Below are 25287 nucleotides of genomic sequence, written 5' to 3' on the forward strand. Positions count from 1 at the left end.
GCCGGCGGGAAGCCGGGCGCGCACGGCCGGGCCGCGCGGCGCGACAGTGGACGAAGGGTCAGACCATCGGCGGGCTGCGTGACCCCGCGGCGCGGTGCCCGAACTGCTGGGGGTCTCCGACGGCGGCCGAGCCGTGCGGCGGGGGCAGCAGCGCCAGATGGGCGGCGTCGCTCTGCCGCGCGCCGGACTGCGCCGGCACGAGGGGTTCGCGGCCGTCGGGGAAGTGCACGAGGGGCCTGCGCGGGGTGTTCCACGGTCCCGTCACACGGCCGACCATAGCCCAACTGAGACAATGGCGGCATGCAGAAAGTCTCGCTCACGGCCCTGGCCCGTCAGCAAACCGATCTGGCGGCCGGCGCCGGTGGCGGCCACACCGCCGACACCGTGTACGGCGGGCACGAGAAGGTGCTGCGCCAGACGGTCATCGGCATGAAGCAGGGCTCGCACCTCGCCGAGCACGAGAACCCGGGAGAGGCGACGGTGCAGGTGCTGCACGGCCGGGTGCGCATGCTGGCCGGTGCGGAGTCGTGGGAGGCGCGCACCGGAGACCTGCTCATCGTGCCCGACGCCCGCCACAGTCTCGAGGCGCTGGAGGACTCCGCGGTCCTGCTGACCGTCGTCAAGCGGCGCTGACCCCGGCGCGACCGATCGCTGTCACCGGTGGGGCGCCCACCGGTGCGCCTTCCTGCGCCCGCCCGGGGCCCGCGGGGCGGCCTCTTGACAGGGGGCCCGCGATTTGAAAACTTCCTTGACAGATTGAGGCTGACAACGTTGTCATCCCCCTTCTGGCAGATCGTTGTGAGCACCCCCTGGCCATCCGGTCCATCCCGGGCCCGTCCCGTCCCGACAAGGCACGACCCACGCAGCCGCCTTCGTGACGCTGCTCGACCGAGTCCCCGTACCGGCTGACGCACGGAAGGTTCCCCCCGATGAAGCACCCTCGCCGACGATCCCTCATGACGGCACTCTTATGCGCGGGCGTCGCCCTCGCACTCTCCGCCCCGGCCGCCGCCGCGCTGACCACCCGGTACGGCCCGGCAGGCGCCACCGCACAGAAAGGTCCAGACCCGATTCCCAATCCCGGCCCTTCGGGCACCCCGACCCCCGGCCCGTCCTCCAGCCCGCCGCCCGATCCCAAGGCGAGCGAGCCGGTTCCGTCCGCGGAGCAGGCGCGGCGAGCGGCGCAGGACGGGCAGAAGCTGGCCCAGGCGGAAGGAGCGGCCTTCGCCTCCTCCTTCGAGCCCGGCGACCCCCAGCCGACCTGGATCAACACCACCGAGACCGACGCCAAGGGCGGCAAGAAGGCCGACAACGTCACCGGCACCCTGCCCGGCGGCATCGAGGGCAGCATCTCCGACAAGATCGCCCGGATCGACGTCAGCGGCGAGTTCTTCGACGCCGGCGAGGTGAAGGAGAACCTCGCCGACACCGACGCGAGCACCAAGTGGCTGGTGGACAGCGGCACGGGCTGGGCGCGGTACGAACTGTCCGAGCCGGTCGCGGTCGTGCACTACGCGCTGACCTCCGCTGACGACGTGCCCGAGCGCGACCCCCGCGACTGGCAACTCCAGGGCTCGCAGGACGGGAAGACCTGGACGACCCTGGACACCCGGACCGGCGAGACGTTCTCGGCGCGTCACCAGCGCAAGGAATACCGCTTCGCCAACACGACCGTCTACGCCCACTACCGGCTGAACGTCACCCGCGTCGGCGGAGCCCCCATGCTGCAACTGGCCGAGTGGGAGCTCTCCGACGGCCACACCGGCGCCAGGCCGCCCAGCGACATGCGCAGCCACGTCGGCGAGGGCCCGACCCGCGGCCACACGTCCAGACCGCGCGCCGGCTTCAGCGGCCTGCGCGCCCTCCGGTACGCGGGCGGCACGACGTCGGGCAAGGGCGGCTACTCCACCAACAAGGTGTTCGAGATGGACATCCCGGTCACGTCCGGGATGGAGCTGTCCTACCTGGTCTTCCCCGAGTTCACCTCGGCCCACCTGCGCTATCCCAGCACGTACGTCTCCGTGGACCTGGCCTTCAGCGACGGCACCTACCTCAGCGACCTGAAGGCCGTCGACCAGCACGGAGTCCGGCTGGCGCCCCGGGATCAGGGCGAGTCCAAGACCCTCTACGCCGACCAGTGGAACTTCAAGCGCGCCGAGATCGGCAAGGTGGCCAGGGGCAAGCGGATCAGCCGCATCCTGGTGGCCTACGACAGCCCCGTGGGCGAGGCCGGGTTCTGCGGCTGGGTGGACGACATCAAGATCGTCAAGGAGCGGAAGCGGCAGCCGTACGACGGCCGTGACGGGCGCGACGGACAGCGGCCCTCGCAGTACGCGGTGACCACCCGCGGCACCCACTCCACGGGCGGGTTCTCGCGGGGCAACAACTTCCCGGCCACGGCCGTGCCGCACGGGTTCAACTTCTGGACGCCGATGACGGACGCCTCCTCGACGCGGTGGCTCTACGAATACCACCGGGCCGGCAACGCGGCGAACCTGCCCGAGATCCAGGCGTTCACCGCCGGCCACGAGCCCAGCCCGTGGATGGGCGACCGGCAGACGTTCCAGTTCATGCCGTCGGCGGCCGAAGGGGCGCCCGACCCGTCGAGGACCGCCCGCGCGCTGCCCTTCCGCCACGAGCGGGAGGTCGCCCAGCCGCACCTGTACGCGGTCACGTTCGACAACGGCCTCAAGACGGAGATCGCGCCGGCCGACCACGCGGCGCTGGCCCGGTTCACGTTCCCCGGCTCGTCGGCCAAGCTGATCTTCGACAACGTGAACAACAGCGGCGGCCTGACCCTCGACGTGTCCGGCGGCGTGGTCACCGGCTATTCCGACGTGCGCAGCGACCTGTCCACCGGGGCGACGCGCATGTTCTACTACGCCGCCTTCGACCGCCCGGTCACCGGCGGCGGCAGGCTGACCGGCCAGGGACGCGACAACGTGCTGGGCTATCTCGCGTTCGACGCGGGAGAGACGCGCACGGTGACCATGCGGATCGCGTCCTCGCTGATCAGCGTGGAGCAGGCCAGGAAGAACCTGGAGCTGGAGATCGGCGCCTCCGACACGCTGGAGCAGGTCAGCGAGCGGGCGCGGAAGGCGTGGGACGCCAAGCTCGGCGTCATCGAGGTCGAGGGCGCGAGCCACGACCAGCTCGTCACCCTGTACTCCAACCTCTACCGGCTGTTCCTCTATCCCAACTCCGGTCACGAGAACACCGGCACCGCGGACACCCCGGTGTACAGGCACGCCGTGCAGTCGGCCACCGAGACCCCGCCCAGCACGCCCACCGAGACCGGGGCGAAGGTGGCGGACGGCAAGGTGTACGTCAACAACGGCTTCTGGGACACCTACCGCACCACCTGGCCCGCGTACGCGCTGCTCACGCCGAAGGCGGCCGGGGAGATGGTGGACGGGTTCGTGCGGCAGTACGAGGACGGCGGCTGGATCGCGCGCTGGTCCTCGCCGGGCTACGCCGACCTGATGGTCGGCACCAGCTCCGACGTCGCCTTCGCCGACGCCCACCTGAAGGGGATCACCGGGTTCGACGCCGAGACCGCCTACGAGGCGGCGCTCAAGAACGCCACGGTCACCCCGCCCACCCGCCACGTGGGCCGCAAGGGCCTGTCGACCTCCGTCTTCCTCGGCTACACGAGCACGGAGTCGACGGGTGAGGCCATGTCGTGGGCCATGGACGGCTACATCAACGACTTCGGCATCGCGAACATGGCCAGGTCGCTGGCCGAACGGTCGAAGGGCGCGAAGCGCGCCCGCTACCTGGAGGAGTACGAGTACTTCAGGAACCGGGCGCTCAACTACGTGCACATGTTCGACCCGGCGGTCCGCTTCTTCCAGGGCAGGAGCGCGGGCGGGTCGTTCCGGCTCAAGCCGGACGCCTACGACCCGCGCGAGTGGGGCCACGACTACACGGAGACGAACGGCTGGAACATGGCCTTCCACGTGCCGCAGGACGGCCGCGGCCTGGCCAACCTGTACGGCGGCGCGGACAAGCTGGCCGCCAAGCTCGACGCGTTCTTCGACGACCAGGAGACCGCGCTGTTCCCGGGCTCGTACAACGGGATCATCCACGAGATGCGCGAGGCCCGCGACATCCGGATGGGCCAGTACGGGCACAGCAACCAGCCCTCGCACCACATCGCCTACATGTACGACTACGCGGGACAACCGTGGAAAACCCAGGCCAAGGTGCGCGAGGCGCTCTCGCGGCTCTATCTGGGCAGCGAGATCGGCCAGGGCTACCCGGGCGACGAGGACAACGGGGAGATGTCGGCCTGGCAGGTCTTCAGCGCCCTCGGCTTCTACCCGCTGCAGATGGGCAGCCCCTCCTACGCGATCGGCTCGCCCCTGTTCACGAAGGCGACCGTGCGCCTGGAGAACGGCAGGAAGCTGGTGATCAGGGCGCCGGGCAACAGCGCGCGCAACGTCTACGTGCAGGGGCTGAAGGTCAACGGCAAGCCGTACGGGAAGACGTACCTGCCGCACGACCTGATCGCCAAGGGCGGCGAGCTGGTGTTCGAGATGGGGCCGAAGCCTTCGCGCTGGGGCACGGGGAAGAACGCCGCCCCGCCCTCGATCACCGGTGACGACCGGGTCCCGACGCCGCTGCACGACCTCACCGGGCCCGGGCGCGGCACGGCGTCGGCGCCCGGCGGCGCCGACGTGAGCGCGCTGTTCGACGATGACTCGGCCACCGGGGCGACGGTGCCCGAGTGGGTGCGCTATTCCTTCGACGGCGAGCGCACGGCGCGCTACTACACGCTCACGTCCGGCTCGGGCGATCCCGCCCAGGATCCGTCCAGCTGGGTCCTGGAGGGCTCGAAGGACGGCAACGCGTGGAAGTCGATCGACAAGCGGACCGGTGAGAGCTTCGCGTGGCGGTCGCAGACGCGCCCGTTCAAGATCACCAGCCCGAGCGCGTACGCCCACTACCGGATCAGGTTCACCGGCGGCACGGCGGTCTCGCTGGCCGAGGTGGAACTGCTCGCTCCTGAGCCGCCCGCCACGTCGACGCTGGTCATCGAGAGCTCCGGGGTGTTCGCCGCCCCAGGCGAGACCGTGAGGCTCTCGGCGACCGTGGCCAACCACGCCACGAAACCCGCCCGCGGCCGGCTCACCGCCACGGGACCCGAGGGCTGGACCGTCCAGCCCGCGTCCGCCCCCTTCGGCCCCGTGGCGCCGGGCGCGTCCCAGACCGTGGCGTTCGAGGTGGCGGTGCCGGCGACAGCCGGTCCCGGCAGCCACCCGATCCGGCTCGCCGCCACCTCCGACCAGGGGGCCGCCGGCGAGCAGGTGGCGGTCACGCTGATCGGCGACACGGTGGAGTTCACGCCCGGCACCCCGGCCGAGGAGCCCTGGCTCCTGGACGTGGGCGGGTCCAAGCTCGACGGCGAGGTCCACGACGGGCGTGCCCGGTTCACCGACGGCGACAGCCACGCGACCTACCGGTTCGAGCTGCCCGCGCAGGTCACCGGCGGGTCGCTGACGCTGGACATCGCCAACCACTTCCTCGTGGAGGTCTCGACCGACCAGCAGACCTGGCGGACGGTGCTGCGGGAGGAGAACGACGTGCGCGACCGGTCCAACCGGGAGGAGCGCACGCTCGGCCTCGCCGACCTGCGGGGCGAGTCTCCGGGGTTCTACCTGCGCATCGGCGACAGCCGGCCGGATGACGGCTGGGGGTCCTGGCTGGCCAGGGTACGCCTGGAACTGGACCGTACGCAGGCCTGACGGGTGCAGCGGCGGTCACCCGGCGGGGACAGGACGAGAGCCGGGTCCAGGGCCAGGGTGGCCGCCGCGAGCCCGAGGAACACGGCGGCGTGGGCGGACAACGGGTGCGGTTCGCCGACAGGGCTGTTGACAGGGTGGCGGGTGACGCGAAAGATACGGTCATCCGTACACCTGGGGAGGATGCATGAAGCTCATGGTCGCCGTGGTGCTGCTGCTGGGGGTCCTGGTCTCCCCCGCGCGGGCCGCCGACACGATCGAAGCCCACTACGCGGCGGCCGGGCCCTGGGCCGTGGCCACCGCGGACGTCGGCGGCGACTACCGGATCCACTATCCGGCCGGCCTGGGCGAAGGAGGCGTCAAGCACCCGATCGTCACCTGGGGCAACGGCACGGACGCCGTCCCCACCCAGTATCCGGGCGTGCTGAACCAGCTCGCCTCCTGGGGGTTCGTGGTCATCGCCACGACGGACACGACGACGGGCACCGGCACCGAGATGATCGAGGCCGCCGAGTACATGGTGGCCAGGAACGGCGACTCCTCCAGCGTGTTCCACGGCAAGCTCGACGTGGGCAAGGTCGGCGCCGTCGGCCACTCGCAGGGCGCGGGCGGCTCCGTCAACACGGCCACCAAGTCGGGCGGCCTGATCTCGTCGGTCGTCCCGATCGCGCTGCCCGCCCCGATCTGGGTCGACCCGGACGACAGGTTCCACGTGGACCGGCTGGACTGCCCCGTCCTGTTCCTCAGCGGCACCCGCGACGGCCTGATCTCCCCGCACTCGGCCATCCGGAACTACTACCGGGCCGTCCCCGGGGCCGCCGCCAAGGCCATGCTCAAGGGCGCCGGGCACAACACGATCCAGGGCGACGGCGGCGGCTTCCTCGGATATCTGACCGCCTGGCTGATGTACACCCTCCAGGGCGACACCTACGCCCGCGGCGCCTTCGCCGGCTCCACGCCGGAGATCGGCACCAACGCCTCCTGGGACAACGCCGCCCAGAAGAACCTCTCCTGAACGTCAGCGGATCGCCCGGCGGCGTTGCCGGTCAGCGCCGCCCGGGCAGGGGGTGAGCGCGGCGGCGAGCAGGCGCCGTCCGGACACGCCCTTCACCTCGGCTCCTGACCCATCAGGGCGTTCTTCGCGTCGTTGAGCTCGACGGAGAACACGGCGAGGTCGCCTCTGGCGTGGCGGATCGTGTATTCGAGCGGCAGCCCGCCCTCGGTGACCGTCGACCGGGCGGTGGCCAGCAGGGCCGCGGCCATGGGCACGTGCAGCAGCCCCGCCAGGCGGTAGTCGGCGTTGACCGCGCCGATCGTCTCCTTGCCCGAGGCCGGGGTCAGCCCGTACTTCAGCCGCAGCAGGCCGTAGAGCGACCCGGTCAGGTCCTCGTCGAGGATGCCGGGCACCAGCTCGGCCGGGAGATGGGCGCTCTCGATCATGCAGGGCTCGTCGTCGAGCAGCCTGAGGCGTTCGAGGAAGACGACCTCGCTGCCTGCCTCCAGGCCGAGCGCGGGGGCGAGGTCGGCGGCGCACGGCTGCGCGCGCGCCACGAGCACCCGCGTGGTCGGCTTGCGCCCCAGCCTGGCCATCGTCTCGGTGAAGCCGGCCGGCCTGGAGCCCAGAAGCTCGGAGGTGACCCCGACCGGTGCGGTGTAGGTGCCGCTGCCCTGCCGGGCCACCAGCAGCCCCTCCTGGACCAGGTCGCCGATCGCCCGCCGCGCGGTGGCCCGGCTCACCCCGGCGAACACCATGAGGTCCTTCTCCGCCGGGATCGGGGTGTCGGGCTCGCACTCGCCGATCACCGCGCGCAGGCGCTCGCGCAGCTGGTAGTAGAGCGGCACGGCGGCGCCCGGTTCCAGAGCCAGCCGCCGCGCCCAGTCGATGTCGGTCATCCGGTGCCTCTTGTCCACGAAGTTGTACGGACGACCGTATCTTTTCGATCGGCCGACACGCCTGTCAATGGCACGCTTCCGACGTCGCGTGCACACCACGTCGTCAACCCGCCACGGTGGATCACTCAACCTTCCGCGGTAGGCCCTGTCACCCGGGAGGCGCTCTCCAGACGGGCGCGGATCTCCTCGCGCACGGAAAGGGCCAGCGCGTCCCGGTGGGCCTGTTCGAGCAGCGCCCCGATGTGGACCCGCGCGCCCGACTCCGCCGAGCGCACCGCCGCCTCCACCATGGCCAGGGAGCGGATGTTGCGGGCGATCGATCCCGACGGCTCCACGCCCGTGCGCAGTGCCGTGAGGAACTCCGCCAGCGCCCCGGCGATCTCCTCGTGCGTGCCCGCCGGCACCTCCGACGCGCCGCCGGTGCTGGAGGTGACGCGGTCCTCGCCGTCCCAGGTCACGGTGCCTCCGGGGCCGGAGGCCCGCCACCGGCCGTTCCAGGGCGTCTCCAGCCCCTCCGCGACCCAGGAGCCGGTGAAGACGTAGCGGGTGCCGCCCCCGAACAGGAACGTCGCGGTCGCGGCCGCGTCGCCGCGGTACCAGCTCCAGGCCGGGTTCCAGCTCTCGCACACGACCGAGATCGGCTCCGCGCCGAGCAGGTGGCGGGCCGCGTCGAAGGCGTGGATCGCCATGTCCACCAGCAGCGGCTGCTCCATGACGTCGCGGAAGCCCCCGAAGCGCTCGCCGCGGTAGAAGCCGGTGGTCAGCAGCCCGGGCGTGCCGAGCTCGGCGATGCGGCGGCGGTATTCCTCCAGGGCGGCGTAGTAGCGGCGCGACTGGCTGATCATCAGCAGCCGGCCGGTCGCCTCGGCGGCGGCGACCTGGACGACCGCCTCGGCCAGGGTCGGCGCGGCGGGCTTCTCGCACAGGACCGGGAGCCCGGCGAAGAGCGCCTCGATGTTCACCTCGTTGTGGGCCGCCGGGACGGTGACGTTCACGACGGCGTCCGGCGCGGTGTCCGCGAGCAGGTCGCCGAGCGAGGCGCCGACCTTGGCGTCGGCGCCGGTGGCGCGTACGGCGGCCCGCGCCCGATCGACGTCGAGGTCGGCCACCCCGACGAGGTCGACGTCACGGGACGCGGTCAGGGTGCGCATCCAGACCAGGCCCATCGCGCCCGCTCCGACCTGGACCACGCGGAGCGGCCGCGCCCGGCCGGCGGCGGCGCTCACTCCGCGGCCCTCTCGTCGGGCGCCGCGCCGCGGTCGTCCCGGCCGGTGCCGAAGTCGCCCGTCTCCTGCCGGAGCGAGGCCGGCAGGTCGCGCCGTGGCGGGTCGGCGGCCACCCACTCGACTCCGTTGGCGATGACGTGCAGCACGTCCGGGTGGTGGTACACCGGGTAGTCCTGGTCGCCAGGGCTGAAGTAGAAGATCTTGCCGTTGCCGCGCCGGAAGGTACAGCCGCTGCGGAACACCTCGCCGCCGGTGAACGAGCTGATGAAGATCAGCTCGTCGGGCGCCGGGATGTCGAACTGCTCGCCGTACATCTCCTGGGCGGGGATCTCGATGGGGTGGGGGATGCCGCGCGCGATGGGGTGGGACGGGTTCACCGTCCAGACCAGCTCGCGGTCGTTCGCGCTGCGCCAGCGCAGCGTGCACGTGGTGCCCATGAGCCTGGTGAAGATCTTCGAGTAGTGGCCGGAGTGCAGCACCACCAGCCCCATGCCCGCCAGGACGTGCCGGTGCACCCGATCGACCACCTCGTCCGACACCTCGCCGTGCGCGGCGTGGCCCCACCAGGTGAGGACGTCGGTGCCGGCGAGCACCTCCTCGGTCAGCCCGTGCTCGGGGTCGTCGAGCGTGGCCGTGGTGACGGTCACCCACTCCCCCAGCCAGTGCTCGATGCCGCGGCGGACGGCGTTGTGCATGCCGTCGGGATAGATCTCGGCCACGCTGGGTTCGGTCTGTTCATGCCGGTTCTCGCCCCACACCAGGACGGTGACGGATCGAGCGTTCATGGGCGTTCCTTCCGTGGTTCACGTGACCGCGCGGCTGACGGTGATCACGCCGGCGGCGTGCAGGCTGGTCAGCAGGGCCCAGTCGTCGGCCGGGTCGAGCCAGATCTGGAGGTCCGCGGGCCCCTGTGGCCTGGGCAGCGGACCGGCGGGCTCGTAGAAGGTCGCGACCAGCACCAGGGGGACCGGCGCCTCCCACCGGGTGGGTGCCGGGGGTTCGTGCCGCCCGCCGAGGATCACGGCGCGTTCCGCGTCGCCGCAGGCGTCGAGCCGGGGTCCGGCCGCGAGCCGGGCCTGCAGCGTGACCTGCAGGTCCATGGCGAGGCGTACGCGCGCCGTCGCGCGCTCGCCGGCGGTGGCGAGCGCGGCGTAGCCGGGGGCGAGCAGCTCGACGAGGTCGGCGGCGTCGTCGGCGTAGCCGCGGCGGGCCCCGCCCGCGTAGATCATCTCCAGGTGGTACGGCCGTCCGTCGTGCCGGACGGGAGCGGCCGGAGGAGGCTCCGCCGCCGGGCCGTTACGGACGATCACGACGTTGTCCCGTTCCCTCATGGGCCCGGCATCCAGCGCGTGGCGGCGAACAGGGCCGTGAGCTGCTCCTTGTCGGCGGCCCGCCAGAAGAGCTCGTCCATCAGGATACGGAAGGATCGGCTTCCCCGCTCCGTGACGTCCAGCGCGGGCTCCTGCGCGAGGAGCGCGGCGTGGGCGCCCAGGTGGTCGCGCCGGTCGCCGTTCGGCGGACGGCCCAGCGTCGCGGTGCGGAACGCCGCCTCGACCAGCGCCAGCGACACCTTGACCTGTGACTGGATCACGGCGGGGTCGAGCGAACCGTCCCACAACCGCAGCTCGATGTGGTCCTTCGCGGTGCCACGCATCGCCTCCATGTTCAGGGCCAGCTCCTGGCCCGTGTTGGCGTGCCGTACCGGATCGATCTGCTGGTAGCCCGGGGCGGGCAGGTCGTTGGGACGGCAGTAGGCGAGACCTCGGTGACCGGCCCGCTCCGGGTTCTGCGCGAGCCTGAACAGGGTGTCGGCGTGATGGTCCGCGTAGCGCAGCACGGCGGTGTAGTTCTCCACGATGTGGTCGTAGTCGTGGGTGCTCACGTGGACGTGCCCGCCGGTCGAGAGGCTCGCCGTGCCGCCGTGCGACCGGATGATCTCGCAGGCGACGCGGAGGTTCTCCCACGTCGCGGGCTCGTCGTACAGGATGGGCGAGACCAGCTCGCCCGCGACCGTGCCATCCCTTTCCAGGTTCCACAGCCCGCGCCCGCCGTTCCCGCCCGATCGGTAGCCCTCCCCGTGCATGGTGTGGCGGCTGTGCACCTGGGCGTCGCCGGTCAGGCCGGCCTCGCGCAGGGCGCGGGCGATCGCCTCCAGCCTCCTGACGTCGGTACGGTCCGGCAGGTCGAACTCCAGCTCCAGCCCGAACCCCCGCCCGCCGTCACGGTCCGCGAGGGAGGCGGTCGCGTTCTCCGACATGTACGGGATCGCCGCCTCCCCCGCGACCGCGCGCTCCATCGCCCGATCGTAGGCACGGCGGAACGCCCCGACGTCCCTCGTGAACGACACCTCCGGCCGCTCCGGCCAGCGCCGCCACGCCTGGACGCGGGAGTCCAGCGAGGCGACCCGCTCCTGCTCCGCCACGGCCAGCGGATCGGGCCCGGTGAGCAGGGACAGCGAGCGCCGCAGGGGGGAATGGGCGCTCCGGTACGCCTTCTGCGCCTGCGCGTGTTCCCGAGCCGCGGCCTGCCTCGCCTCCTGAACGGCGGAGGGGGAGAGATCGTGCAGGCCCGGGGGCAGGTTCCGCGGATTTTGCGGCGGGCCCGCCGGGGCACGGCCGGCGTGCGGGGTCAGGGCATCGAGCACCTGCCGCCGATCGACCGGCCCGAACAGGTCGAAACCGGCCTGCTGGACGTCGGCCGCCCTGCGCGCCAGCCGTTCCACGGACTGGCCGAGACCCGCCTCCGTGGCCAGCCGGCGCAGGGGGTCGAACACCCACAGCCGGGACGGCGCCTCGGAGCGGGTGAGCTCGGCCAGCCGCGCCAGGGACCGCGCCTCGTCGTCGCGCGGGCGCGGGAAACCGTGCTCCGCCGCGATCCGCAGACCGTCCCAGCGGTACGGGTCCCGCGCCCGGTGCGCGGCGAGCAGGCCGGTGAGCTCCTCGACGCGGGCCGCCCGCGTGAGGCCGGCGCCGTGCGCCCGCGCCTCCTCGGCCAGGCGGACGAGGTGCCCGACGGAGCGTCCCAGCCCCACGTCCTCGGCCAGCCGCTCCAGCGGAGGGCCGGCGCGCTCTCTGCCGGGGCCCGGCGGCGCGGCGAGTTCGTCGAGGTGCGCGAGCAGCCGGGCCGTCGCCTCGCCGGGGTCGGTCATGGCGTGCCTCTCGGCGAGCAGCACGCCGTTCCACAGGTAGGGGTCCTCGTGCCAGAACCGCTCCATGCCCCGGCGGAAGGCTGCGGCCCCGCTCGTCCCGGCGGGGAAATAGCCGTTCTCCTGGGCCGCCCGAACGACCGGCAGCACCTCGGCGACCCGGCCGGCGCCAGGCCCCACGTGCCCGTCGAGCAGGGGCCTGACGAAGTCCCTCGCGCCGCTCTGGGTGAGCCGCTCCCCCATCATGCCGACCATGAGCCCGACCGCGCGCGCCTGCGCGGCGGTGACGTCCCGCAGGCCGAACAGGTTCCGGTGACGGTATCCCGTCCAGCGGAAGGAGTCCGCCGCCATGGTGGCCCGGAGGGTGTCCACCAGCGCCGCGCGGCCGGTATCGCCGTCCCGGGCCATCGCGAACCGCTCGGCGTCGTTGTAGAGATCGACCAGGGTGTCGATGTCGCGGTGCAGGCCGAGCTCGGCCGCCAGCCGGTGCACGGCCCGCCCCGCCGCCGGCTCGCCGGAGATCCGGCTCATCCGCGCCAGCGCCCACGCCGTCGTCTCGCTGTCGTTGACGACACCCAGCTCCCGTCTCAGACGACGGCCCTCGGCCAGGAGCTCCGCATCGGGTACGGGCCTCCGGGCGTCCCCGCTGTCAGGCGACCAGCCATCGCGCGCAGGCCGCCGGGCATCCCCGCTGTCAGGCGTCCAGCGGTGCACCATCGCCGCGGCCTCGGCGAAGTTCCGCGGCCGGGGGTCCGCGACCGTCGGGGCGTCTCCGGTCGCCTGGCGAGCGCCCACGGGGTCCACCGGGTCCAGGACCGGCACCGTCCCCTCGTGGGGCGTCCACGTCAGCGTCGAGGCCCGCGTTCCGGCGTCCGGCGGGGTGCTGTGGTCGCGTGGCTGCCGCACGACAGGGCCGGCCGAGTCGCCGCCCGGCCCGCTCCGGCCGCCCGGCACCGGTTCACTCGACATCGCGGGCCGCTCTTCGCCGGACCCCTGGGGCCACTTGTGCCCGAGGCCGCCGTCCACAGACCGCTGATGGGCCGGGAGATCCACGGGCCGGTGGTGGACCGGGAGATCCACGGGCCGGTGGTGGACCGGAGCGTCCGCTGGAGGGGCGTCCGCGGGCCGCTGCCTGGCCGGGACTTCGTCCGCGGGCCGCTGAGGAGCCGGGGCGTCCGCGGGCCGCTGGTGGGCCGGGGCGGTGTCCGCGGGTTTCAGATCGTCGTCGTGGTGCCGTTCGGCCGTGGCTTCTGGGGGCGCGTTGATCGTAGGGATGTTGGCCGGGAGCAGCGAGTCACGGGGGAGCTCACCCGGACGCGCCACCTCCGACCGCGTCGGTCCGGCCGGGGCCTGCTCGGCCGGGTGGCTCTGGGCCGGCCGTACGGGAACTCCGCCCCCTTCGGCGCTGGACAGGGGTGTGTCGTGACGCCGGGTGACCTCACCCACGATCGTCTCGCCCTGGTGCGGCTGGGCAAGAGCCGGTTCAGGGGTCTGCCGGTTGATCAGGGCGCCGACGTCACCGTGGCGTTCGGGCCGGGGCTGGTGCACCGGGGTCGAGGAGTCGGCGACCGGTGTGCCAACGCCGGCGTCACCGGTGGTCGAGGTGCCCGTGGCCGAGCTGCCAACGGACCCGTAACCGGTGACCGAGGTTCCGGTGGGCGGCGTGCCGGCGGACGCGTTGACCGTGGTCGGGGGGCCGGTGGCTGGGGGGTCGCCGAGTTGGGCGACCGCCTGCATCGGGGTGTAGCTCACCCTCGCCGCGGCCGGGACGTCGAGGCCTCCGGAGACGCCGGCGATGAGGGCGAAGGCCAGGTGCGAGGTGTCGAGCTGCCCGCTGAGCGCCAGTCCCGGGACGGAGCCGCCGGTGCCCGCCAGCCCGCCCAGCAGCGCCTGGCCGTACATGCTCTGCCCGTACGCCACGATCCTGTCACGCACGGCCAGCTCGGCTTCGGAGGCGAGGTACACCATGTTCCGGCTCAGCAGCCGCGAAAGCCCCGCGTTCGCGCCGGCGAACAGGGCGCCGGTCAGGGCGCCGCTGCCGGCCGACAGCGCCAGCGACGCGACGTCGAAGTCACCGGCTTCGCGGTCTCCCCAGATCTGCTGAGCCACCTGCACGCCGAGGTCGAGACCGCCGCTGATGCCGCCGAACGTCAGCATGCCGCTGAGGACGAGCCGCTTGATCGTCTGGATGCGCATCCGGGTCAGCAGCGTGTTGTGCTGGATGAGTTTGAGCACGGCCGGGCCGTTGACGTAGATCCACACCAGCAGCCTGACGATCACCGCGCCGAGCAGCGCCAGCGAGGCGTAGATCATCCATTCGGTGTGCTGCATCCGCACGCCGTGTTCGCGCAGGGCCGCCGCCTCGTCGCGCAGCGCCTGTTCCAGGAGGTCGAGCAGCGCCGGCCCGGCATCGGGGCCGGTGGCGCCCGGCTGCCCGCCGAGCGCGGTGAACGCCTGCTCGAACGCCTCCTTGGCGGGGCCCTGCCAGTCCCAGCCGCGCAACATTCGTGCGACAGCGCCGGCGTCGTCGGCTCTGAGCCCGGCCAGGAGGTCGGCCAGGTTCTCCAGCGTGGCGGCCTCGGCGAGGATCCCGGCGACGTCGGCCTCCGGGACCGCTCCGCCGGTCAGCGGCCGCGCCAGCGGCTTGACGATGTCGGGCACCAGGCTGAGATCGAGCCCATCACTCGGCGTCATCTCTTTCGATCGACGTTTCGGGGCGGCGGGTCACGACGGCGGTCGTGGCTCGCGTGACCTGGTGTGCCGGGTCGCGGCAGGAACGGCTCGAAGCCCGTCTCCTCGCCGAACAGGTCATCGAGCGGCAGATCGGGGGTGAAGGGCTCCATCAGCTCCTTCATCTCACCGGAGACCTGCCCGGTCGCTTTGCCGATCTGCTCGATGATCGAGGCGGACAACTCGGACGGCGACAGCTTGCGGTAGACGCGCGGGTCGAGGTCGATCGTCCGCACCTCGCCGCGCGGTCCGACGGTCACGGTCACCATGCCGTCCTTCGAGGTGGCCGTCGCCGACAGCAGCCGCATCCTTTCCTGCATCTGCTTGAGCTGCTCGGTCTCCTGGTTCACCTCCTGGACGAGTTGCTCCAGCAGCCGCCACGGCTCGTCCCTCGTCATCGCCCGCCCTTCACACCGACCACACAGCACCGTAAGTCTCGTATGTACCATCCTTTTCTGAAATACGCTGCCTATCGACCTCGGGCGGCGCGCTCGCTAGGCTGCGAACCCGTGGAGTTCAACGGCGTCGTCGCCCACAGCCAGAGTCACCTTCACCGGCTGGCGTGCGCGGCCGACGACCTGGCCGGCGACGTGTCCGGCATCCACGCCACATTCGAGGCGTCATGGCGCGCCGCGCGCACCGCCCTGGGCGACGACGACTACGGCCGCGGATACCGGCGGGGGCGCGGGCAGCGGCTGGACGGCATCGACGCGGGGCTCGCACTCCTGGCCACCGCGCTCAGGGAGCAGGAGACAGGCCTGCGGGAGGCGTCGAAGCACTACCAGGCCTGCGAGGACGCCAGCACGCTGGACGCCTGACCCTCTCAGGCCCATCAGGCGCGTGCGCCGCAGACGCCCGGCATCCTTCCGATCATGGCGTCGTCCTCGGCGGCGTCGAGGAGCACCATGGCGCCCGTCCCCGGCGCGGGGGTACGCCGTGCCACCCTGCCCTGAGCCGGTCCGGGGGTCAGTGCCGACGGGTCTTGAAGCGGCTGAGGAAGCGTCGCACCTGCTGTTGCGTGTGCGGGTCACGGGCCATCCGCTTGGCCTTCTCGACGTTCTGCCTGCCTTTGGGGCTGCGCATGTACGCGCGTACCCGATCCATGAGTGCCATGCGCGTGCCCCTACCCCGGCTTTGCACGATCACGCACCCCGCGTGGCAGGACAGGCCGATCAGCCGGACGTCGCGGCGTCCACCCCGTACGGCCGTTCACCGGCTCGGGGCGGCCTCGGGCTGCTCGGCGTTCAGCGAGTCGACCAGCTCGTCGGCCTCGGCGTCGCGCGCGGGGGCGACCAGGCCGACCAGCACGAACACCACCAGCGCCGACAGGACCGGGGCGGCCACCTCCACGGTCTGGCTCTGACCAGGGAAAACGTACTTCAGCAGCGCGAAGACCACGAGCCCGGTCGCCCACGAGCCGATCGCGGCCGCGGGACCGCTGCGGCGGAACATCGGCAACATGCCGAGCAACATCGGGATGGCGATCGGGCCGACCAGCGCGCCGAACCAGAGGATCAGCAGGCCCAGCACGCCGCCGAAGCTGTCCGCGCCGAGCGCGATGCCCATCGACAGCGCGATGAACAGGAACGTGGAGACCCGGCCGGCCAGCAGCTCGGACGCGGACGACAGCCGGTTCGCCCGCTTCCAGACCGCGGGGATGATGTCCCTGATCACCACCGAGGAGATGGCGTTGGCGTCGGAGGACGTCATCGCCATCGTGTGCGCGAACATCCCGGCGAGCACGAGACCGATGAGTCCGCCGGGCAGCAGCTGCTGGGTCAGCAGCGCGTACGACTGGTCGGGCTCGGCCAGGCCGGGCAGCAGGACCGGTGCGGCCCACATCGGAAAGAACAGCACGAGGGGCCAGAAGAGGTAGAGGCCCGCGGAGAACAGCGCGGCGCGCCTGGCCGACTCGCCGGTCGGCGCGGCGATGAAGCGCTGGGCGAGGTTCCAGGTCCCGCCGTTGTAGGAGAGCGTGTTGATCAGCAGGTAGACCAGGACGAAGCCCATGGTGTACGTGCCGTTGAACGGCTGGCCGTGCCCTTCGGGAAGCCTGTCCCACAGCGTCCAGATCGCGGACACGCCGCCGAGCTGGGCGAGCACCGCGACGAACAACGTGATCCCCGCGACGAGCTGGATGACGAACTGGCCCAGGTCGGTGAGCGCGTCGGCCCACAACCCGCCGATCGTCGAGTAGATCAGCGTGACCCCGCCGGTGAGCAGCACGCCCCAGGCGATCGGCACGCCCGCGAACACCTGGAGCAGCAGCGCGGTCGCCGCCCACTTGGCTCCCACGTCGAAGACCTTCAGCGCGGTGCCGCTCCACGCGAGCACCTGCTGCGCCGGCACGTTGTAGCGGGTCGCCAGATATTCCAGCGGCGAGATGATCCCGAGCCGCTGCCGCAGCCGTGGCCAGCGCGGCGCGAACAGCACCGATCCGACCAGCATCGCGAACGTGATGCCGATCGCCCACCAGACGTACAGGGTGAATCCGGCGGTGTAGGCGATGGCCGCGTAGCCGACGAACACCGCGGAGCTGTAGCCCGACATGTGGTGGGAGATGCCGGACAACCACCAGGGCATTCGGCCTCCGGCGGTGAAGAAGTCCTTGGCGTCACGGATGCGGGATTTCGCCCAGACACCGATCGCGATCATCACCACGAAGTAGCCGCAGATCACTAGCCAGTCGAGAAAGCCCATGAGATCTCCCAGGTCGGGGGGCGGGGAGGGGTGCGGTTCAGGCGCCGTGGACGGGCACGCCGTTCACGAAGGTGCGCAGGACGGACAGATTGGATATGTCGGACGTGGTGACGATCAGGTCGGCGGGCGCGCCGGGTTCGACCCGGCCGCCGCCCGTTCCGAGCAGGCGGCCCGGGTTCGCCGCGGCCAGGCCCGTCGCGGTGCCGAGGTCGACCTCCGTACGCGTGACCGCCCAGGCGACGCACTCGATCAGCGAGCTTCCCGAACCGGCCAGCAGCTCGCTTCCCGGCAGCGTCACCCGGCCGTCCTCGCGTACGGTGATCCGGCCGCCGACCGGGGTCGTGTAGTCGCCAGGAGCGCAACCGGCCAGCGCGACGGAGTCGCTGACCAGCAGCGCGCGGGCGGTCCCCTTGGCCCGCAGCATCGCGGTGAACGTGTCGGCCGGCAGGTGGTGCCCGTCCGCGATGAACGTCGCGGCGAGCCGGTCCTCGGCGAGCTGCGCCCAGATGTAGTTGGGGTGCCGGCGGATCATCGCGTGGGCGCCGTTGCCGAGGTGGGTGGAGAGCCGCGCGCCCGCCCGCACGGCGGCCTGGATGTCGGCGGGCGCCGCCGCCGTGTGCCCGATGGACACGATGACGTTCCGCCGGGAGAGCTCGGCGATGTAAGGGACGGCGCCCGCCCGCTCGGGGGCCAGCGTGACGATCCGCACCAGCCCGCCGCTCGCCTCCTGCCAGCGCCCGAACTCGGCGAGGTCGGGATCGCGCAGGTACGCGGCGTCGTGCGCGCCCCGCGGCCCGTCCTCGGCCGCCAGGCAGGGCCCCTCGACGTGCAGGGCGGGTATGGCGTGCCGGACCAGCGGATCGGCCTCGCGGGCCGCCGCGATCACGCGCAGGTTCCTGATGATCTTGTCTTCCGGCGCGGTGATGATCGTGGGGCACGACGTCGTGGTGCCGTGCCTCCACAACTCGCGGACCAGCTCGGCCACGTCGCCGGCCGAGAGGTCGTCGGCGTTGAAGTCACGCCCGCCGTACCCGTTGACCTGGATGTCCACCAGGCCCGGGAGGATGAGCACGTCGGGCGCGTCACGGAGCTCGGTGACCGCGGCGATCCGCGGTCCGTCCAGTTCGACGCGTACGTGACGCCCGTCCGCGAGCCGGCCTTCGACGTTCACCGCGCCTCCCCGGCCAGGGCCATGGCGGCGGCCATGACCAGGCGGCCGGCTTCGGGGGTGAACGCGGCCCGCAGCCCGTAGGCCCGGTGGGCCTCGCAGATCTCGTAGCCGCCCGCTTCGTAGTGCGCCTCCGGGTAGGGCAGGTAGCCGGGGACCCCGCCCGTGTAGCCGGCGACGAGCAGCCCGGGATCGCCGAGCGCGGCGCGCAGCTCCACGGCGAACTCGACGAACGGCTCGCCCGGCAGGAACACCAGCGGCACACCGCCCCACCGGTGCACGGCGACCTGGACCTCGACCGCCGCCGGCCCGGTGCCGGCCAGCTGGGCACGCGCCCACTCCGCCCAGATGCCGCCGGGCTCGTCCGCGAGCTCCCGCAGCCGGTCCGGCGGGAGCGGCTCACCGAGCGGCAACTCGACCCGCGCGGCAGCCACCGACACCAGCCCAGCGGCCGGTGCTGTCGCGGCCCCGAGCGCGGCCTCGCCCACCAGGGTCCCGATGCGTTCCGCGGCCTCGAAGGTCCTGCCCGGCTGTGGCTCGGCGCGGCGCAGGCTGTCGAGCGCGGTGTGCCCGGTGTTCAGCTGGCCGCAGCAGCCTTGGAGGAACACGGCCACGCCGCCGGCCCTGGACTCCACGTGCCGCCGCGCGTACCCGGGCCAGTCGGCGGTGACCTGGAGGTTGCCGGGGCCGAGCGTCACCGGGTGGCAGGCGTAGGAGAAGACGGTGGCGATGGGCTCGCCGTCCTCGCGCTCCAGCCGTACGACGGGGACCACGGGGTCGGTGAGGGTCCCGCCGCGCCGGTTGCTCGCGACGCCGTCGAGCGTGCCGCTGCCGCGGCGGAGCACGGCGGGGGTCATGGCGTCGAGCGCGGCCTCCGCCGCGGCGACGATCCGCGAGCGGGCGTGCCGCACGTACGAAGGGTCGGCGACGCCGCCGATGCCGCCCCTGGTCACCGCGGGCCCGGCGTGCGTGTGCGTCACCGCGACGGCCACCCGCTCCTCCGGGATGCCCGTGCGCTCGCGCAGGTCGCCGGCGATATGGCGGGTGGTGTCCGGGTCGAGAGCGATGAGATCGGCGCAGATCACGACGGACGTGGTCGTGCCGTCGGAGACCGCCACGGCGGTGGCCAGCAGCGGATCGTGCACCGCGGTGGACGCGGAGGTCCTGGCGGCGTAGCCGGCGAGCGAACCGCCGGGCCGCGGCGTGATGTCGGCGACCGCGGCCCCGGCGAGCAGGCCGTCCCCTGTCACAACCATCGGACCCGCCCCCGGAAGCGGTCGAGGAAGAGCGCGTTGCGCTCGTCGCCGCCCGGCGCGTTCCCGCTGCGCCAGATCTCCGGAACGGTGCCGCGCTCGGCCAGCTCGGCGATCGCGGCAGCCATGACGCAGTTGAGCGTGTACGCGTTGGCGAACGTCGAGATGGCGCCGACCCGCTCGGGCACGCCCTCGATCTCGAGTACGGCGTCGCCGACCGGCACCTTCGTGTCGATGTGCAGATCGACGAGGTCGTGCAGGTTCTGCCTGGTGGGATGCCTGGCCGGATGGTCGGGCGCGGTCCGGTCGGCGTGCTCCCTGGAGGAGACGCCGAGGACGGTGACGCCGCGTTCGCGGGCGGTCAGCGCGGCGTCGACGAGCGCGGCGTTGATGCCGTAGGCGTTGACGAGGATGAGCAGGTCGCCCGCGCCGAGCCGGTTGTCCTCGATGACGACGCGGCCGTAACCGGGGGTGCGTTCGATGGCCATCGAGCGCAGCGCGCCACCGGACAGCAGCGTGCCCTCGTCGAGGATCGCGCTGACGTTGACCAGGCCGCCCGCGCGGAAGAACACCTCCTGCGCGGCGAGGTTCGAGTGCCCGCCGGGGCCGTAGACGTAGATCAGCCGGTCCGCCCGGGTGATGTGGTCGGCGATGAGCTCCGCCCCCGCCTCGATGGCGCCGGCCTCCTCGGTTTCGATCCTGCCGATCAGGCCCGCGACCTGCTCGGCGTACGTCCGCATGAGCGACGCGTGCCGTCCGTTTGGCCGTCCGTTTCGCACCCTGCAAGCTCCTCATGACCGATGAAAGCGATTGCAGGCATTCAAGACTACGGCCGAACCCCGGTCAAGAGGTGGACCGCGGCCCAGTGGAGTGTCCCGTGGAGTCGCGCGCGACGAACACGCCGGGCAGCCTGTGGTGCTCCGGCGCGCCGCCAGGCGCCTCGATCTGCCTGGTCAGCACCTGGACCGCGGTGGCGCCGAGATCGTCCATCGGCGCGGTCACCGTGGTCAGGCTCGGCGTCACGGTCCTGGCGAGCAGCACGTCGTCACAGCCGACGACGCTGCGGTCGCCGGGCACGGCGACGCCCCGCCCGGCCAGCTCGGCGAGCACTCCGCACGCGGTGAGGTCGTCGAACGCGAACGCGGCGGTGGCGCCCGTCTCCAGCAGCGCGGCGCCCGCCTGCCTGCCGCCCTTGAACGTCGCGCGGAACGGCCCGAGCTCCGTCAGCTCGACCCCGCGGCCCCGCGCCCACCCGCGGATCGCCTGCGAGCGCCGGGCCGCGGCCCACGACGCGCTCGGCCCGGCGAGCAGCGCGAACGAGCGGTGACCGTGCTTGTGGAGGTGCTCGCCCGCGTCGAAGAGCGCGCTGGTGTTGTCGCAGATCACCGAGGACAGGTCGCGCAGCGGGCGGTTGAGCAGGACGCAGGGAAGCCCTTTCGCGGCCTCGCGCAACGCCGCCGACGACGAGCGCGGCGAGGCCACGATCACCCCGTCCACCCTGCCGCGCAGCCGGGCGACGTGTCTCACTTCCGCCGCCGCGCTCTCCTCCGCGTCGACCAGCATGACCGAGCTCCCCATCCGCTCCGCCGTACGCTGGATCGAGCGCACCAGCAGCGGGAAGAACGGGTTGGTGATGTCGGAGACGATCAGCCCGATCGTCTCGGCCCTGCCCGTGACCAGCCCGCGCGCGGCCGGGTTGGGCAGGTAGCCGAGCTCCCGGGCGACGGCCGTCACCTGCTCCCTGACCCGCGGGCTGACCAGCTCGGGGCGGTTGAAGACCCGCGACACGGTCGCCGCGGAGACGCCGCACCGCTGGGCGATGGAGTAGATCGTCGGCTTGCTCAACCCGCGCTCCTCGGCATCGGCTCGCCCCGGCTTGACCGGAGTACTCTAGCGGAGCAAGAATCAATGCAATCGCTTTCATTGTTCCTCAGGAAAGGACGGCATGGGTTCGGAGCAGCCCGAACAGGTCGCCCGCAGGCAACTCGAAGACGTCATCCTCCCGTTCTGGCTCGAGAACGGCATCGACACCGAGCACGGCGGGTTCTTCACCTGCTTCGACAATCGCGGCCGGCGCCTGCTGTCCACGAACAAGTTCACCTGGTCCCAGGGGCGATTCGTCTGGCTGCTCGCCCGCGCCGCCCGGCTCGCCGACCGCGGCCTGCTCTCGCCGGACGGGCTGGGCGCCGACGCCGGCACGCTCGTCCGGCACGCGGAACGCGGCGCGTCCTTCCTGCTCGACCACGCCGTCGGCCCCGACGGCCGGTGCGCCTACGTCGTCGGCGAGCGGGGCGGGACGGCGCTCGATGAGCAGGGCCTGCCGCTGCCCGCGGAGCGCAGCATCTTCGCCGACGCCTTCGTCGCCATGGGGCTCTCCGAGCTCACCCGCTCCACCGGCTCGCCCGCCCACCTCCCCACGATCGACGTGATCGTCCAGCGGATCGCGGACGACGTGCAGGCCGGCGATCCCCCGACCCCGCCTTATCCGCTGCCGCCCGGCTGCTCGGGGTTCGGCGCCCGCATGATCGTCCTCAACGCCAGGCTCGACCAGGCACGCGCGCACCAGGCCGCGTCCGCGGACCGGACCAACCCCTACGCGGAGGAGTTGCGCGCCGCGCGCCGCGCCATGCTCGCGCACCGGGAGGACGGCGGCCTGTTCACCGAGACGTTCGTGGCCGACCCCGGCATGCGCGACACGGTCCTGGCCAGGCACCGCACGCCCGGCCACGCGCTGGAGGGGATCTGGATCGCGCTGGAGGCGGGTGAGTCGCTCGGCGAGACCGGCGACCACGGCGACCTGCTCGCCAGCGTCTCCGCACTGTGCGCCGCAGGGTGGGACGACGAGCACGGCGGGCTGTTCCGCTACGTCGGCGTCTCGGGACGGCCCGCCGGGGGGCCGTACGAAGACCTGGTCAGGCGGACCTGGTCGACCAAGCTGTGGTGGGTCCACTCGGAAGCCGCCTACACCACCCTGCTGGCGGCCGAACGCTACGGCGACCGGGAGGCGGCCGGCTGGTTCGACCGGATCTGGGACTACACGCTCCGCACGTTTCCCGGCGGAGCGGACGGCGCGGAGTGGATCCAGATCAGGGACCGGGCCGGGGCTCCCCTCGACGAGGTCGTCGCCCTGCCGGTCAAGGACCCGTACCACATCACCAGGAACCTCATGCAGATCATCGAGCTCCGCTCCCAGGGAGGCCGGCCGTGACGGCCACGCACACGGACCCCGTGATCGAACGCGTCGCCGGGCACCTCGACGTCCGGATCTTCAGCGACCGGGCGCGGTCCGGCGCCGCCGCCGGGCGGGCCGCGGCCGCGGCGTTGCGCACGGCGCTCGCCGCCCGCGACGAGGCCAGGGTGATCTTCGCGGCCGCCCCCTCGCAGCGGGAGACGCTGGCCGGGCTGCGCGCGGCCGAGGGGATCGACTGGTCCAGGGTCGCCGTCTTCCACATGGACGAGTACATCGGCCTGCCCGCGGACGCGCCCCAGCGGTTCGGCCGCTTCCTCCGCCACGAGCTCTGGGAGTCCGTACGGCCGGGCGCGGTCCACGTGATCGAGCCCGGCGACGATCCGGAGGCGGAGAGCGCCCGCTACGCCGCGCTCCTCGGCAGCGCCCCGATCGACCTGGTCTGCCTGGGCATCGGCGACAACGGCCACCTGGCGTTCAACGACCCGCCGGTGGCCGACTTCGCCGACCCCCGCGCGGTCAAGGTGGTCGAGCTCGACGAGGACTGCCGGCGGCAGCAGGTCAGCGACGGGTGCTTCGCCACGCTCGCGGACGTGCCCGGGCGGGCGATCACGCTGACCGTTCCCACGTTGATGGCCGGGCGCACGCTGGTCGCCACCGTGCCCGGCGCGAACAAGAGGGCCGCGCTCGCCGCCGCGCTCGACGGGCCGATCAGCGAGAGCTGCCCCGCCTCCGTCCTGCGCACCCACCCGGCCTGCACCCTCTTCGCCGACCTGGAGGCCTACCGGTGAACATCACGAGCGGCGCTCCTCTCGGAGGCGTGCCGATGAGCGTCGCCGGCGGGAGCGTGCACTCTTGGTGAGGCTCAGCCGCGCCACCCTGTCCAGGGTCGCGCCGGCCGCGCGCCCGCTCGCGGAGCCGCGCGCGACCGGCGTCGTGCACCTGGGCATCGGCGCCTTCCACCGGGCCCACCAGGCGGTCTACACCGAGCGCGCCATGGCCGCGACCGGCGACGACCGCTGGGGCGTCTGCGGGGCCAGCCAGCGCAGCACCGACGTGGCCGACCGGCTCCGCCCTCAGGACTGCCTGTACGGCGTGCGCGCCGGCGAGGAGGCCCGCGTGGTCGGCGCCGTACGCGAAGTGCTCGCCCCCGGTGACGACCTGGCGGCCCGGCTGAGCGCCCCGGACACGGCGGTGGTCACGCTGACGATCACGGAGCGGGCGTACCGGCGTGACCCGCGGGGCGCGATCGGCAGGCTCGTCGCCGGGCTGCGCGCCCGGGCCGCCGCGGACGCGGGCCCGCTCACCGTCATCTCCTGCGACAACCTGCCCGGCAACGGCGCCACCCTCGCCGCGCTCGTGGCGGACCTGTGCGAGCCTCCGGTGCTCGCCTGGGTCGCGGAGAACGTGACCTTCCCCGCCTCCATGGTCGACCGGATCGTTCCCGCGACCACGCAGGCCGACCTGGACGACATGGCCGCCAGGCTCGGCGTGACCGACCTGGGCGCGGTCGTCACCGAGCCGTTCACGCAGTGGGTGATCGAGGATCGTTTCGCCGGTGACCGGCCCGCGTGGGATCAGGCGGGCGCGCTGCTGGTGGGAGACGTCCGGCCGTACGAACGCATGAAGCTGCGCCTGCTCAACGGCAGCCATTCGGCCATCGCCTACCTGTCGGGCGCGGCGCACGTGTCCGAGGCCGTGGGCGATCCCGTGTTCGCCGGGTTCCTGCGCCGGCTGATGGACGACGACCTCTCCCCCACCCTGGACGGGCTGGAGGGCTTCGACCTCACGCGGTACAAGGAGTCGTTGCAGGCCAGGTTCGCCAACCCCGGCCTGCGGCACCGCGTCGCGCAGATCGCAATGGACGGCTCGCAGAAGTTGCCCCAGCGCCTGCTCGACCCGGCCCGCGAGAGGCTGGCGGGCGGGCACGAACCCCGCTGGATCGCGCTGGCCGTGGCCGGGTGGATGCGGTACGTCACCACGGCCCGCGAGCTCGCCGACCCGCTGGCCGACCGGCTGCGCGGCGACGAGAGGGCCTCCGCCGCGGCGACCGTGAACCGCCTGCTGGCGATCGAGGAGATCTTCGGCGCCGATCTCCCCGGCGACCGGGTCTTCCGCGCGCTGGTGACCGACTGCCTGGAGCGGCTCGACGCCGGCGGCCTGCCCGCCACCCTCCGCGCACTCGCGTAGTGGTACGGACCTGTCCCTGGACATTTGACATATTGCTCCCCTGACGGCCAG

20 protein-coding genes are annotated in these 25287 nt (G+C 72.7%); 7 read left to right on the forward strand and 13 right to left on the reverse strand.

The window, feature by feature from the left end:
• Positions 1-58 precede the first annotated feature (58 nt).
• The gene (locus tag ABGB01_RS23110) at positions 59-265 is read right to left on the reverse strand and encodes a hypothetical protein (protein ID WP_347775616.1); all 207 of its coding nucleotides are present in this window, start codon (positions 263-265) and stop codon (positions 59-61) included.
• 35 nt (positions 266-300) lie between these two features.
• Here ABGB01_RS23110 and ABGB01_RS23115 point away from each other — a divergent pair, with 35 nt between their 5' ends.
• From ABGB01_RS23115 to ABGB01_RS23125, 3 genes are all read left to right on the forward strand, one after another.
• A complete protein-coding gene (locus ABGB01_RS23115; protein WP_347775617.1) occupies positions 301-633 on the forward strand; it encodes a cupin domain-containing protein in 333 nt (110 codons plus the stop codon).
• A 323-nt stretch (positions 634-956) separates the two neighbouring features.
• Positions 957-5747 carry a GH92 family glycosyl hydrolase gene (locus ABGB01_RS23120; protein WP_347775618.1) on the forward strand — a complete coding sequence of 1597 codons (4791 nt, stop codon included), beginning with the start codon at positions 957-959 and terminating at the stop codon, positions 5745-5747.
• Between the two features lie 184 nt (positions 5748-5931).
• Positions 5932-6759: an alpha/beta hydrolase gene (locus ABGB01_RS23125; RefSeq protein ID WP_347775619.1), complete on the forward strand. Its 828-nt coding sequence runs from the start codon at positions 5932-5934 to the stop codon at positions 6757-6759.
• Positions 6760-6851: 92 nt separating this feature from the next.
• On the opposite strand, the gene ABGB01_RS23130 is transcribed toward ABGB01_RS23125, so the two are convergent.
• From ABGB01_RS23130 to ABGB01_RS23155, 6 genes are all read right to left on the reverse strand, one after another.
• The gene (locus ABGB01_RS23130; protein ID WP_347775620.1) at positions 6852-7637 is read right to left on the reverse strand and encodes a GntR family transcriptional regulator; all 786 of its coding nucleotides are present in this window, start codon (positions 7635-7637) and stop codon (positions 6852-6854) included.
• A 125-nt stretch (positions 7638-7762) separates the two neighbouring features.
• Complete coding sequence (locus ABGB01_RS23135) at positions 7763-8863, reverse strand: Gfo/Idh/MocA family oxidoreductase (RefSeq protein WP_347775621.1); 1101 nt, start codon at positions 8861-8863, stop codon at positions 7763-7765.
• A complete protein-coding gene (locus tag ABGB01_RS23140; protein WP_347775622.1) occupies positions 8860-9648 on the reverse strand; it encodes a ThuA domain-containing protein in 789 nt (262 codons plus the stop codon). The genes ABGB01_RS23135 and ABGB01_RS23140 overlap by 4 nt, the downstream gene beginning before the upstream one ends.
• A gap of 18 nt (positions 9649-9666) precedes the next feature.
• Positions 9667-10194, reverse strand: coding sequence for a hypothetical protein (locus tag ABGB01_RS23145; RefSeq protein ID WP_347775623.1), 528 nt, complete (start codon positions 10192-10194; stop codon positions 9667-9669).
• A complete protein-coding gene (locus ABGB01_RS23150; RefSeq protein ID WP_347775624.1) occupies positions 10191-14702 on the reverse strand; it encodes a hypothetical protein in 4512 nt (1503 codons plus the stop codon). The genes ABGB01_RS23145 and ABGB01_RS23150 overlap by 4 nt, the downstream gene beginning before the upstream one ends.
• Positions 14699-15136 carry a YbaB/EbfC family nucleoid-associated protein gene (locus tag ABGB01_RS23155; protein WP_347775625.1) on the reverse strand — a complete coding sequence of 146 codons (438 nt, stop codon included), beginning with the start codon at positions 15134-15136 and terminating at the stop codon, positions 14699-14701. The genes ABGB01_RS23150 and ABGB01_RS23155 overlap by 4 nt, the downstream gene beginning before the upstream one ends.
• 111 nt (positions 15137-15247) lie before the next feature.
• Here ABGB01_RS23155 and ABGB01_RS23160 point away from each other — a divergent pair, with 111 nt between their 5' ends.
• The gene (locus ABGB01_RS23160) at positions 15248-15556 is read left to right on the forward strand and encodes a hypothetical protein (protein ID WP_347775626.1); all 309 of its coding nucleotides are present in this window, start codon (positions 15248-15250) and stop codon (positions 15554-15556) included.
• A gap of 148 nt (positions 15557-15704) precedes the next feature.
• Here the strand turns inward: ABGB01_RS23160 and ABGB01_RS23165 are convergent, their stop codons facing one another.
• From ABGB01_RS23165 to ABGB01_RS23190, 6 genes are all read right to left on the reverse strand, one after another.
• Complete coding sequence (locus ABGB01_RS23165; RefSeq protein WP_347775627.1) at positions 15705-15851, reverse strand: hypothetical protein; 147 nt, start codon at positions 15849-15851, stop codon at positions 15705-15707.
• 96 nt (positions 15852-15947) lie between these two features.
• Positions 15948-17438 carry a sodium:solute symporter family protein gene (locus ABGB01_RS23170; protein ID WP_347775628.1) on the reverse strand — a complete coding sequence of 497 codons (1491 nt, stop codon included), beginning with the start codon at positions 17436-17438 and terminating at the stop codon, positions 15948-15950.
• A gap of 37 nt (positions 17439-17475) precedes the next feature.
• Entirely contained in the window at positions 17476-18609 is a 1134-nt protein-coding gene (locus ABGB01_RS23175) for an amidohydrolase family protein (protein ID WP_347775629.1), read from the reverse strand.
• Positions 18606-19862 (reverse strand): neutral/alkaline non-lysosomal ceramidase N-terminal domain-containing protein, encoded by a 1257-nt coding sequence (locus tag ABGB01_RS23180; protein ID WP_347775630.1) that lies wholly within the window; start codon positions 19860-19862, stop codon positions 18606-18608. The genes ABGB01_RS23175 and ABGB01_RS23180 overlap by 4 nt, the downstream gene beginning before the upstream one ends.
• Positions 19853-20599, reverse strand: coding sequence for a sugar isomerase domain-containing protein (locus ABGB01_RS23185; protein ID WP_347775631.1), 747 nt, complete (start codon positions 20597-20599; stop codon positions 19853-19855). The genes ABGB01_RS23180 and ABGB01_RS23185 overlap by 10 nt, the downstream gene beginning before the upstream one ends.
• 103 nt (positions 20600-20702) lie before the next feature.
• Complete coding sequence (locus tag ABGB01_RS23190; RefSeq protein WP_347775632.1) at positions 20703-21704, reverse strand: LacI family DNA-binding transcriptional regulator; 1002 nt, start codon at positions 21702-21704, stop codon at positions 20703-20705.
• A 100-nt stretch (positions 21705-21804) separates the two neighbouring features.
• Between ABGB01_RS23190 and ABGB01_RS23195 the strand changes: the two genes are divergently transcribed.
• The 3 genes from ABGB01_RS23195 to ABGB01_RS23205 all read left to right on the forward strand — a co-directional run bounded on the left by ABGB01_RS23195 (position 21805) and on the right by ABGB01_RS23205 (position 25236).
• Positions 21805-23067: an AGE family epimerase/isomerase gene (locus ABGB01_RS23195; RefSeq protein ID WP_347775633.1), complete on the forward strand. Its 1263-nt coding sequence runs from the start codon at positions 21805-21807 to the stop codon at positions 23065-23067.
• Entirely contained in the window at positions 23064-23837 is a 774-nt protein-coding gene (locus tag ABGB01_RS23200; protein WP_347775634.1) for a 6-phosphogluconolactonase, read from the forward strand. Before ABGB01_RS23195 ends, ABGB01_RS23200 begins: the two co-directional genes overlap by 4 nt.
• 67 nt (positions 23838-23904) lie before the next feature.
• The gene (locus tag ABGB01_RS23205) at positions 23905-25236 is read left to right on the forward strand and encodes a mannitol dehydrogenase family protein (RefSeq protein WP_347775774.1); all 1332 of its coding nucleotides are present in this window, start codon (positions 23905-23907) and stop codon (positions 25234-25236) included.
• Positions 25237-25287: the final 51 nt, after the last annotated feature.

The sequence above is a fragment of the Nonomuraea sp. B5E05 genome, from assembly GCF_039880665.1.
Taxonomy (GTDB): Bacteria; Actinomycetota; Actinomycetes; order Streptosporangiales; family Streptosporangiaceae; genus Nonomuraea.